General features: G+C 55.1%; 12 protein-coding genes and 1 pseudogene. All 13 read right to left on the reverse strand.

The annotated features are described in order from the left end of the window. Positions 1-111: pseudogene (locus HMPREF7545_RS10525) on the reverse strand (iron transporter); the annotation flags it as partial. A gap of 53 nt (positions 112-164) precedes the next feature. Then, positions 165-1,361, reverse strand: a complete 1,197-nt coding sequence (locus tag HMPREF7545_RS08730; RefSeq protein ID WP_006695374.1) for an FTR1 family iron permease — start codon at positions 1,359-1,361, stop codon at positions 165-167. Then, a complete protein-coding gene (locus tag HMPREF7545_RS08735; RefSeq protein ID WP_248681321.1) occupies positions 1,358-1,693 on the reverse strand; it encodes an energy transducer TonB in 336 nt (111 codons plus the stop codon). Before HMPREF7545_RS08735 ends, HMPREF7545_RS08730 begins: the two co-directional genes overlap by 4 nt. Positions 1,694-1,787: 94 nt before the next feature. Beyond that, entirely contained in the window at positions 1,788-2,444 is a 657-nt protein-coding gene (locus tag HMPREF7545_RS08740) for an energy transducer TonB (RefSeq protein ID WP_006695376.1), read from the reverse strand. Beyond that, positions 2,445-2,855 carry an ExbD/TolR family protein gene (locus HMPREF7545_RS08745; protein WP_040571351.1) on the reverse strand — a complete coding sequence of 137 codons (411 nt, stop codon included), beginning with the start codon at positions 2,853-2,855 and terminating at the stop codon, positions 2,445-2,447. Beyond that, positions 2,845-3,432: a MotA/TolQ/ExbB proton channel family protein gene (locus HMPREF7545_RS08750; protein WP_040571352.1), complete on the reverse strand. Its 588-nt coding sequence runs from the start codon at positions 3,430-3,432 to the stop codon at positions 2,845-2,847. The genes HMPREF7545_RS08745 and HMPREF7545_RS08750 overlap by 11 nt, the downstream gene beginning before the upstream one ends. 212 nt (positions 3,433-3,644) lie before the next feature. Continuing rightward, positions 3,645-4,841, reverse strand: coding sequence for a pyridoxal phosphate-dependent aminotransferase (locus HMPREF7545_RS08755; protein WP_006695379.1), 1,197 nt, complete (start codon positions 4,839-4,841; stop codon positions 3,645-3,647). Between the two features lie 176 nt (positions 4,842-5,017). Next, on the reverse strand, positions 5,018-6,406 hold the full coding sequence (locus HMPREF7545_RS08760) for an aminopeptidase (RefSeq protein WP_040571374.1): 1,389 nt from the start codon (positions 6,404-6,406) through the stop codon (positions 5,018-5,020). Positions 6,407-6,417: 11 nt separating this feature from the next. Then, positions 6,418-7,389 carry a tRNA dihydrouridine synthase DusB gene (gene dusB / locus HMPREF7545_RS08765; protein WP_006695381.1) on the reverse strand — a complete coding sequence of 324 codons (972 nt, stop codon included), beginning with the start codon at positions 7,387-7,389 and terminating at the stop codon, positions 6,418-6,420. Further along, positions 7,386-8,153 carry a type III pantothenate kinase gene (locus HMPREF7545_RS08770; protein ID WP_006695382.1) on the reverse strand — a complete coding sequence of 256 codons (768 nt, stop codon included), beginning with the start codon at positions 8,151-8,153 and terminating at the stop codon, positions 7,386-7,388. Before HMPREF7545_RS08770 ends, dusB begins: the two co-directional genes overlap by 4 nt. A 15-nt stretch (positions 8,154-8,168) precedes the next feature. Then, entirely contained in the window at positions 8,169-9,140 is a 972-nt protein-coding gene (locus HMPREF7545_RS08775; RefSeq protein WP_006695383.1) for a biotin--[acetyl-CoA-carboxylase] ligase, read from the reverse strand. A gap of 96 nt (positions 9,141-9,236) precedes the next feature. Then, positions 9,237-10,604: a bifunctional glycosyltransferase/class I SAM-dependent methyltransferase gene (locus HMPREF7545_RS08780; RefSeq protein ID WP_040571353.1), complete on the reverse strand. Its 1,368-nt coding sequence runs from the start codon at positions 10,602-10,604 to the stop codon at positions 9,237-9,239. Between the two features lie 49 nt (positions 10,605-10,653). Then, positions 10,654-11,396: NAD-dependent epimerase/dehydratase family protein (locus HMPREF7545_RS08785; RefSeq protein ID WP_006695385.1), on the reverse strand; the 743-nt coding region annotated here is incomplete at its 5' end.

The raw sequence follows: 11,396 nt of genomic DNA on the forward strand, positions 1-11,396 counted from the left end.
GAATTCCTCGAATGCAGCTTCACTGACATTCGCATTGATGGCAAACGTGGAGAATGCGATTGCACCAACGGCAAGTGCCTTCTTGAGCATGCTGAGACTGGATTTCTTCATGGGATAATCCTCCTTAAAATGAAACACTGCTCTCCTCTTGCGAGGAAAATAACTTACGCTTCTGACGCTGCAGAGCGCTTTTTATATGATACCATTGCGACAGCCGCCAGAATCAGCAGGATCTGCGGCACAATGGTTTCATAGGTGGGATAAAGACCGAGCAGATCAATGCTCGGAACAGGAACTGCCTCGATCACCGAGGTAGAGATCACATCAGCCTCCTGCAGTTCCTTCAGTCCGCCGCCAAGGAAAGTAACCGCGAGAATGAACATAAACGCGCTCGTCACCTTAAAGAACGGACCGATCGGTATGCGCAGCGCGCCGCGCTGCATCAGGAAAAAGATCAAAGCAAGTGCCACACAGGCGGTTACAAAGCCCGCCCAGATCATATCAACATCGCCGACAGCATTGTTGAAGAGAGCCTGGTAAAATAAGATCACCTCTGCTCCCTCGCGATAGACAGCGAGGAACACAGCGGCACCCAGCGCACGCGACTTTCCTGTGGAAAGCGTCAGCTTCACCTGCTTGTCAATGTAGCTTTTCCATGCCTTTGCATTCGACTTCCCGCCCATCCATGCGGATGTGCCAAGCAGGACCAGAACGGCAAAGAGCGCGGTACAGCCTTCGATGATCTCGCGTCCGGAGCCCGTCGTCGTTGTGTTGTCGAGCACTTCGACGAAGAGATATGCCGTGACAAAGCTCATGATGATGCCGGCAATCGCCCAGTTGTAAACGGTAGAGAGTTCCTTCTCATGCCCGGCACGCCCGAGGTAGGCGATGATACCGACGAGCACAAGGATTGCCTCAATGCCCTCGCGCAGAAGGATGAGGAACGCCTGCAGGAACATTGCCCAGCCGCCCGACTCAACGCCCTTCGTCTCGAGCGTTGTGACCTCAGCTTGGATCATGTCGAGGAGCTTCGCCCCCTCCGCCTCAACCTCAGCCTGCGGAGCGCCGGCACGGATCACTTTTTTCAGCGTATAGAACTGGTACTCCGTGAGGTTCGCGCTCTTCGAGGAAATACCGCTGCGCACGGCACTCTCAAGGCCATCCTTCTCGTAGATGCCATAGTAGATATCGTTGACGGCATCCTTCGCGCCCTCGGCGTTGCCCGTCTTGTAGATCTCGTAGACCTGATCCATCTGGACGCCAATGCGGTCGTGAATCTGCTGCCATGTCTGCGCGGCATCCGCGGGAATCGCCGGCAGGAACAGGAGCAGAGCCGTGATAAAAGCAAAGAGTTTTCTCATTGTGCTGCTTGTGCGCTCCTTTTCTTAAACTGCTTTGGATTCATGTTGAAATAAACAGCACACATCATGTCGGAAATCATCGGCTGACCATGGACATCCGTAGCCGGAGCAAATTTCCACCGTTCCATCACAATATGACACGCCATACGGTCAAGCACCATACTGCCGGAACTTACCATGATGCGCGTACTTGCAACATGACCATCCTTGTCGATACGCGCCGACACTACGATACGCCCCTGAAAGGAAATATTTTTATCGTGCACATGTTCAAAATGAAGCACTTTTCCCGGCTGCCCTACCAAAATACGCTCTGCCTGTGCAACAGGCAATTCTTCCGCGTGCCCGAGAGGAAACGCAGGAAGGAGAAAACAGACGGACAGGATAAAGATACAGAGGTTGCGCATTGTCATGCTCCAAATCACATCACTTTATTTTTCCATGTTTTTTTGCAGGGACATTGAATGCAAGTTCACACATGATATCTGACTCCATCGGTTCTCCATGAGAATCCGTTGCAGGTTTAAATTTCCACTGCTTCTCAACAATGCGTCCCGCTATTCGATCATATAACTTATTTCCCGAAGTCACCATTGCCTTCGTCCACATGACCCTGCCATCCGTGCCGATATGTGCCGATATCGTGATGCGTCCCTTGAAGTTGATCATGTCATAGGGCGGCTGCTCGGCATGCAGGATCTTGCCCGGCTGACCGATCTGCTTGCCCTCGCCGGAGCGAAGGACATTATCTTCTTGCGGGGCATCCTTCGTCTCTTCGACTTCCTTCATAATCTCCGTAATGGCTTCCTCGGGTACCTCTGCCTCAACAACGGCAGGCTCCTCCTCAACCGCAGCGGGTTCCGAGGGAGGCGGAGGCGGCGGAGGTGGCTGTTCCTCCTGCTGATCTTCCTCGGGCATCCCCATATCATCCGCAACATCGACCCATTCCATCGGGGTCTCCTGCGGCGGAGGCTCCAACATCCGAAACACATGCGGGATAACAAGCATCAGTACAAGCCATACGACGAGGTGGAAGAAGAACGCGAGGACAAAGGCAAGACGCCAATGTGTCTGATAGTGCACTCAGACCCCTCCCGTCTCCGTCGCAATGGACACATGACGTGTCCCCGCTTCCTTGAGCGCATCAAACACGGCGACAACATACTGGTAATCCGCCTTCTTATCTCCGCGTACGACGAAGACCGTCTCGGGATCGGATTCCAGCTGTGCCTTGACCTTCGCGGTGAGCTCACGAGTAGGCTCATCATCGCGGTCAAACAGGATTTTTCCGTCCTCCGTCACCGTGATGGAGATGATGTGCGGGCGCGTATCCTGCTGAGCGCTTGCTGCCTGCGGGAGATTGACCTGCACGGTGCTCGCGTTCACCATGTACATTGTGCTGAGCATGAAGAACACGAGCAGGAAGAGCATGATGTCGATCATCGGGATAATCATGACGAGCGGCTCGCGCACGTCATGAAAGTTACGACGCATGAGAACGTCCTCCGTCTGCTGCGGCAAATCCGGCGAGCAGCGTGTTCATCGTCTTTTCGAGAAGGGTCAGCATCGTGTCCATGCGCTGGGCAAAGTAAGTGTGCACAACGAGCGCAAAGATAGCGACAAAGAGCCCAGTTGCCGTTGCAATCAGCGCCTCTCCGATACCGCCCGTAATCGCCATGGGCTGTCCCGCCTGCAGGTTAAAGATACTGAACGACTGAATCATGCCGGAGATCGTGCCGAGAAGGCCAAGCAGCGGTGCGAGCGTGACGAGCATCGAGAGATAATTGAGCCGCGCGCGCAGAAGCATCGCTGCTTCACCGTAGGCAGCGTCAAGGGTCATAGGGACATCCTCGCCGGCTGCACGCGCATCGAGCGCACTCCGCACGAGATAGGCGACCATATTGTCCTTCCCTTCGACAGCGGGTGCAACCTCGTCGATCTTCCTCTTGCGAAGCGCTGCCGAAATATCCGCCTCGAGTCCCGATGCGCCCTGGGCTGCGCGGCGATACAAAAGGAAGCGGTCGATCGCAATGGCTGCCACCGTAAGAGAACACAGGAGCAGCAGATACATGATCGGGCCGCCTTTTTCGAACAACTCTGCACTGGTCAAAAAGAACACCATCCTCGCCTGGTTAAACACGCGCAAATCATGCGCGATAAAATCCGGATTCGATCGATATCATCGATAATGATACGCTGTATTGAACGTAGATCATTTTTTAGTATAGTCCTGAGGAGACTGATTGTCAATATAAGTTTTAATGAAGCTATCATTGATGAATTTCATTCATGTATTTCATGATACGTTTCTGCCAGTTTTTGAAAACGCGGCAAAGCACGCTCGATCATTTCTGTGCAAACGCAATACGCTGCGCGGAAATACCCGGGGCAGCCGAAGTCTGCACCGGGCACGAGAAGAAGATCATGTTCCCGTGCCCGCGCGCAGAATGCATAATCATCCGCTTCGAGGGCCTTAGGGAAGAGATAGAACGCCCCCTGCGGACGGATGCAGTCAAATCCCGCCGCCGTCAGTCCCTCGTAAAGCAGTGCCGCGTTGCGCGCATAAATGCCAAGGTCTGCCGTCTGCCCCGCACAGCGCGCGATGACAAGCTGCCAAAGCGAAGGGGCGTTGACATGCGTGAGAACACGCGCCGCGCCCGCAATGGCCCCATACACGCGCGAGAAATCCGCAACGGAATCGGGAACGATAATGTACCCGATGCGTTCGCCCGGCAGGGAGAAAGATTTGCTGTAAGAGTAACAGACGATCGTATTCTCATAAAAGAGCGGTATGCATGGAACGGTCAGGCCGTCGTAAACAATCTCCCGATAGGGTTCATCGGCAATGATGAAGATCGGATGTCCGAATTCCTCCGCCTTTGCACGCAGCAGACCGGCAAGATGCCGGAGCGTCTCCTCGCTGTACACCGCGCCGCTTGGATTGTTCGGCGAGTTTACGATAACCGCCTTCGTACGCGATGTAATGACGGCCGCAAGCGCTGCAAAATCGATCTGGAAATCGTCCGTTTTCGCGGCCGCAGCGACGAATTTTCCGCCGCATGCTTCCGCAAAGACACGATACTCAGGGAAGAATGGAGCGATCGCCGCAAATTCATCCCCCTCCTCCGCAAGAGCCTTCATCGTGATGGTTACCGACGCCGCTGCGCCCGCCGTCAGGAAAAGATTTTTCTCCGTGATGTTCATCCCGAAGCGTCTGTTGAGGTCCGCGGCCAGAGCGCCGCGCACCTGCGGTTTCCCCGGCGCGATCGTATAGCCGTGCACCTCCGTCGGATCGCTGTGCAGGAGAATATCGACCGCCGCTGCCTGAATGAAGTCCGGTGCGGGCACATTGGGATTGCCGAGACTGAAGTCAAAGACATTCTCTGCGCCAACCTCCGCGGCACGTTTTTGTCCGTACTCAAAAATCGTGCGGATGGTAGATTTTTTTGTACCAAGCTTATACATCTGCTCAGAAACCATCAAAAGCTCCTTTCGAGTGCCCCTATCGGCTCGCGTTGCTCGCCACTTCTACACGTTCCGCGCACAGGCCCCGCCCCGTGCGAGGGAAGTTAATATCCCGTAATCAAAAGCCTCCCCCGTCGCTACGGGGGAGGCGGCACGCGACAGCGTGACGGTGTGGGCGTTCCGTCTCCTACTTACGCATTCCGCAGGAATATGTCGTAGCCCTTCTTCATCTCATAGATGTCAATCTTGCTCGTGACCTCCCACGGCGCATGCATACTCATCACGGCAACGCCGTTGTCTATGACATCCATGCCGTAACGCGCCATGATGTAGGCGATCGTTCCGCCGCCGCCAAGATCGACGCGACCGAGCTCCGCGAGCTGGTAGCTGACATTGTTCGCATCCATCATACGGCGCAGCTGTCCGAGGTACTCCGCACTCGCATCACTCGAGCCGGATTTTCCGCGCGCGCCTGTAAACTTATTGAACACCATGCCGTGCCCAAGATAGGCAACGTTCTTCTTCTCAAACGCGTCCGCATAGAGGCCGTCATAGGCACTCGACACATCCGAGGAGAGCATCTTCGAGCGTGCAAGCGTACGGCGCAGAGCGATCTCGGTGTACTGGCCGCAGGCAGAGAGCAGCTCCGCGACCATATTCTCAAAAAAGCGTGACTGCATTCCCGTTGCGCCGACGCTGCCAATCTCCTCTTTGTCCACAAGCAGACAGCATGTCGTACGCTGCAGCGGCGAAGTCTCGAGCATGGAGCAGAGCGCCGTATACGAGCAGACACGATCGTCCTGCCCGTAGCCGAGTACCATGCTGCGGTCAAATCCGAGTTCGCGTGCGCGTCCCGCAGGGACAAGCGTGAGCTCTGCCGATTGGAAGTCTTCCTCCGCAATGCCGTAATGCTCCTGAAGGAGCGCAAGGATTCCGTCTTTGACAGATTCCTTCTCCTCCTTTTTGAGCGGGAGACCGCCGATGAGAACATCGAGCTTCTCCCCCTCGATGACCTTCGATGCCTTCTTCTCGAGCTGTTCCTGCGACAGATGGATGAGCAGATCGGTCACGCAGAAGACGGGATCATCTGCCTTCTCTCCGATCGTAATCTCGACGACCGTACCATCCTTTTTCACGACTACGCCGTGCAGGGCAAGAGGAATCGTCACCCACTGATACTTCTTGATGCCGCCGTAGTAATGTGTGTCGAAATAGGCAAGGCCGCTGTCCTCATAGAGAGGATTCTGCTTAACATCCAGGCGACACGTATCGATGTGGGCGCCGAGGATGTTCATGCCGCTTTCAATCGGCGCCTCGCCAATATGAAAGAGAACAATCGCCTTCTTCATATTGACGGCATAGACCTTATCGCCGGCCTTCAGAGAAAGCCCCTGTGCGATGATGTCCGCGAGATCGCGGTACCCCGCAGCCTTCGCAAGGCGCACCGCCTCGGTCACGCTCTCGCGCTCCGTCTTGCAGTTCGAGAGGAAATCGATGTATCCCTGCGCAAGTTCGTTCACTGCGGCGCGTTCTTCGGCCGTATATTTCGACCAGACTGACGTTTTTTTATCGTCGCTCATAATAAATCCTTTCATATTTCCCACGCATCGTGCAGGATCTGTGCAAAATCTTCGCGCGATGCTGCGCGGTTAAATTGTTCGCGCAGCTCTGCGCTCCCGGCAAGACCGCGCGTATACCACGCCGCATGCCTGCGCATCTCGCGAATGCCAATATATTCTCCCTTATAGCCGATCAGGAGGTCGAGATGGCGCAGGATCACCTGCGCCCGCTCCGCAAGGGTCGGCGGAGGAAGATCTTCTCCCGTGCGCAGCCAGTGGATAAGCTGCGGAAAAATCCACGGATTCCCCTGCGCACCGCGTCCGATCATCACCGCATCTGCCTCCGTAACCGCAAGCGCACGCGAGAGATCAGCGCTGCGGCGGATATCTCCGCTCACGATGACGGGGATCCCGACGGCGCGTTTTACCTCCGCAATCGCGGCATAGTCCGCATTGCCGCTGTAAAACTGCTCGCGCGTTCGTCCATGTACGGCAACAGCATCGACGCCGACCGCTTCTGCCATCTTTGCAATCTCTGCGGCATTGCGCGAGGAATCATCCCAGCCAAGCCGCATCTTTACCGTAAACGGCAGCTTTGTCGCGCGGCGGATCGCTGTCAGAATCTCCTCCGCTCTTTTCGGATCACGCATGAGCGCAGAACCTTCGCCGTTCTTCACAACTTTCGGTGCAGGACAGCCCATGTTGAAGTCGAGGATATCCGCCGTCCCGATCTCCTCAATGTAGGCGGCAGCCTCGGCCGCCATTGCGGCGGACTTAGCGAATATCTGCATCGCAATCGGCCGCTCATCCGGTTCCGTTCGGAGCATTTTCATTGTATGCTCATTGCGGTAATGGATGCCCTGACTGCTCACCATCTCAGCAAATGCAAGCGGACAGCCCATATCATGTGCAATCACACGATAGGCGGTATCCGTTACACCCGCCATCGGCGCGAGGAATACGGGTTCATCAAAGGTGAACGGGCCGATTTTGAATGGCTTCACGGCTGATTTCGCTCATAGAGGACACGCAGTCCTGTCAGCGTCAAAAAATGATCGACCTTGTCGATCATCTTGGACTCCTTCGCCACCATACGTGCAAAGCCGCCCGTCGCGACAACCTTCATCTCCATTGCGGTCTCTGCCTTTATGCGGCGCACGATCTCGTCGATCTGCCCGACATAGCCGTAGATGATGCCTGCCTGCATGCCCTGTATTGTACTGCGGCAGACCACCGTCTTTGGCGGTACGAGCTCGATGCGCGGCAGCTGCGCCGCGCGTTGGAAAAGCGCCTCGGCACTGGAACCGAGGCCCGGCGCAATGACGCCGCCGAGAAAATCTCCGTTCTCTGCCACGATATCAAATGTCGTCGCCGTCCCGATATCGATGACAATGAGCGGACCGCCGTACTGCTCATGAGCGCCGATGACATTCACAATACGGTCTGCGCCGATCGAACGCGGGTTTTCATAGTTGAGACGAATACCGGTCCGAATGCCCGGTCCAACAATCAGCGGGCGGATATGAAAATAACGCTCGCACATCTTGCGCAGAGGAACAACGAGCGGCGGCACTACGGACGAGATGATGATTGCTTCAATATCCGTCATGCGGATCCCCTGATAGTGAAACAGTTCGTTGATCAGTATGCCGTACTCATCGCCTGTCTTTTGCCGATCCGTCGAGATGCGCCAATGCCGCAGCAGCTTTCGCCCGTCGTAGGCGCCCATGACAATATTGCTGTTGCCGATATCCAGTACTAGCAGCAAGTTCTTTCCTCCATACTATTCCTTCGGGCGGATGGACACATCTCCCGCCAACACACGTCTTCTCCCCGTCGACGTATCAATGAGGAGCGCTCCCTCCGCATCGATATCCGCAGCCATGCCCTCGAAGCTCTCACCCGCCGGGCCGATCACGCGTACCTGCTGACCGAGAGTTACAGCATACTCTCTCCATGCGGCAAGCACAGGCGCAAAGCCCTCCTGCTGCGCGCATGCGTAGAGTGCGTCGAGCGCACGCAGGAGTTCCTGCAGGAACGCGACGCGGGGCAGCGGTTCTCCCTTCATCTGCATGAGCGAGGTCGCGATCGGACGCAGTTCCTCAGGAAAATCCTCCGACGCGATGTTCACATTGATGCCGATGCCGATCACAACGTAGTTCACGCGATCCATCTCCGCGCTCATCTCCGTGAGGATCCCAACCATCTTGCGCCCGTCGTGCATAATGTCATTCGGCCACTTGATCGCTGCCCGCAGGCCGAACTTCTCCATCGCACGTGCAACCGCAACCGCCGCCATCAGTGTACATTTCGGCGCATCCTGCGGAAGAAAATTCGGCCGCAGAAGAATGCTCACATAGATGCCCTTGCCGGGTGGCGAGAAAAACGCGCGCTCCATACGTCCGCGCCCCATTCCCTGCGTATCCGCAACGACAACGGTGCCGTTTTCTGCCCCTTGGCGCGCCATATCCTTCAGCAGCAGGTTCGTCGATCCGACGGCATCATAGCAGATGATTTTTCGCCCCACGAGCTCTGTTCCGAGCCCCTTTGCAATCTCCGGTTCGATCAGACGGTCCGGTGCAGAGCGCAAAATATAGCCGCTGCGCGGCGCACTCGAAATATCATAGCCGGCATCACGCAGCGCCGCGATCTTCTTCCACACGGCTGCCCGCGTCACGCCGAGCCGCTCCGCCATCTTCTCTCCCGATATATAGCCGCCTGCTTCACGCAGGAGCTCCAGCACATCGCTCCGCATCGCATGCCTCCCATTAGAAAAGCCATTATCCGCCTCATTATACAGCAGATAATGGCTCTATGCCACAAAAAAATATGGAAAAATATAAATCGTATCCTATGCGCGGCGTCCGCAAACAAGCCATTGGTATGTATCCAAATCCAGGGGGTCAACAGAAATATTTTTCAGTGAAAGAAGTTCATCTCTGATCGCCGCCCCTCCCTCCGGAAAAGAAATCTGTTTGGACTGTATTTGCTCGACCGAAAGCTGAGCATTTTCAAAGAGCTTAATAATCTCACATCTCGTAAAAAAGCGGTAATGCGTACGATCAAGCAGCCCCATATCCTGATAGCTCCAATAACCGTTCAAGAGATTATACACGTTGCTGATATGCGCTACGTTCGGAATACTCGCAATGACAGCACCGCCGGGGACCAGGAGCTCACGCATATTCGCCAATGCTGTCCACGGGTCGAGCAAATGCTCGATCACATCGCCCATGATGATATAGTCAAACCGCTCCGGAATCTCTGCCGGATCGAGATTCTCCACATTCATCGAAAGAATCTCCGCAAAGGGCGCAGCGATTGCGGCGGCATGCTCATTCAGCTCTACCCCGTAGAGTTCTGCCGTCGGATTATGCATCTTAATCTCCCGCAGAGTTGCTCCGCAGGCGCAGCCGATTTCGAGGACGCGGAGGCCTTCGCGCGTCAAATTCATCAAGGGGAACAGATCAATCCGCGCATAGAAAGAATAGTCAAGTGAAACATTCCATTTCACGTGGAAAGACTCTCGTTCTTTCTCCCGCTGACGATCATACTCCTCCTGATTCTGGTCATGAACACTCTCAACATGATGGACATAGACGCTTGGCAAAGATGCAATGCCATATCCCGCCCGCGTCATACGAACCGTATAGTCATATGCAGCGAGTGCCGGCACCTGATACTGCTCGTCAAGTAGCCCAGCCGCATTGACCGCATCCCGGCGCGCCATCAGCGCAAACATCTCTGTAAGGATCTCCGGATGCGGACTTGCTCCGCGTTCCCGAATTTCCCCTGCCACTTCCGCAAAAGACTCCCAGGACTGATAGGTCGTATCCGGTATCAGCTGCGCACGCTCGTATGTCCGCGCAGCAACCGCAGACACGGCACCCAGTGCGGAATCTGCAATCAGCGCATCGAGCATATCCTCCACTGTATGCGGAGCGAGCCGAGTATCTGCATGAAGAAAGAGAACGACCTCTCCGACGGATGCCTGAATCCCCATATTTACCGCATGTGAAAAGCCACGATGCTCGTCACTGTGAAGGATGCGAACATTGTCTGCTGTCCCTGCGTCTGAGATGCGCTCATCGGCAGATGAACCGTCGTCAACAACGATTATTTCATAGGGCAGACGTACCGTCTGCCGAATCGACAGCAGACATTGACGCTCCTGCTCCTTCATATTATAAACAGGAATAATAATGCTCAGCTTTGCCAAAACAGTCACCTCTCAACGTATATCACCCGGTCTCCGCGCAAGATCGGGTCTACATCAGTTCCTTATGCTTTCGCTCCCATCCCGGCAAAATCCTGCCTCCGCGCCACGGGATCATGATCTCCCGCTCGCGATAGGGACGTTCTCCCCAATCGACCGGCATCTTCTCTCCGCACAACAATTCATAGCGCCGAACGAGTTCCCGCAGTGTTACGCACTTCCCGGAGGAAATGACGTAATCTCCGCAGAGATCAGTCCGTCCCTTCATCAGATACGTTCCGGCAAGCAGAAATGCCTGAGCCACATCTTCCACATGAATGAAATCCACCTGCTGCTCTCCGGGCGATAATGCCAGACGCCTCCCCTCCGCCGCAAGTTTCGGCAGAATTGCCAGCAGCTTATTCCTCCGATCATGGTCTCCATAGGTGTCGAACAAAGTCAGGCTGATCGCCTGCAGCCCACGCGCCGCAATATAGAATTTGACAATCGCATCAAACGCTTCTTTTGATGCCGCATATAAATTTGCCGGCTCGTTCGAGTCATCACGATAATGCTGCCATGAAGAACGTGCGTAGACAAAATTGTGCACATTGTTCTGATCCATGGCATCGAGCAGCTTTGTCCCAAATGTGACATTGCTCGCGATCAGTTCATCAATCTCCTCATAGGCATGAATCGTTGTATAGTATGCGGCAAGGTGAAAGACGACATCCGGCGCAGCCTCCCGCACAATATCCCTCAGATCCATACGATCCGCATTGTAAAGCGCGATCTGCTCCTTCATATCCGCAGAAA

Source organism: Centipeda noxia ATCC 43541 (genome assembly GCF_000160555.1).
Taxonomy (GTDB): Bacteria; Bacillota; Negativicutes; order Selenomonadales; family Selenomonadaceae; genus Centipeda; species Centipeda noxia.

Coding starts and splice junctions, on each gene's coding strand:
- HMPREF7545_RS08730 (WP_006695374.1), bottom strand. CDS start 1,361: ATGAGAAAACTCTTTGCTTTTATCACGGCTCTGCTCCTGTTCCTGCCG.
- HMPREF7545_RS08745 (WP_040571351.1), bottom strand. CDS start 2,855: ATGCGTCGTAACTTTCATGACGTGCGCGAGCCGCTCGTCATGATTATC.
- HMPREF7545_RS08750 (WP_040571352.1), bottom strand. CDS start 3,432: ATGTATCTGCTGCTCCTGTGTTCTCTTACGGTGGCAGCCATTGCGATC.
- HMPREF7545_RS08755 (WP_006695379.1), bottom strand. CDS start 4,841: ATGGTTTCTGAGCAGATGTATAAGCTTGGTACAAAAAAATCTACCATC.
- HMPREF7545_RS08760 (WP_040571374.1), bottom strand. CDS start 6,406: ATGAGCGACGATAAAAAAACGTCAGTCTGGTCGAAATATACGGCCGAA.
- HMPREF7545_RS08775 (WP_006695383.1), bottom strand. CDS start 9,140: ATGCGGAGCGATGTGCTGGAGCTCCTGCGTGAAGCAGGCGGCTATATA.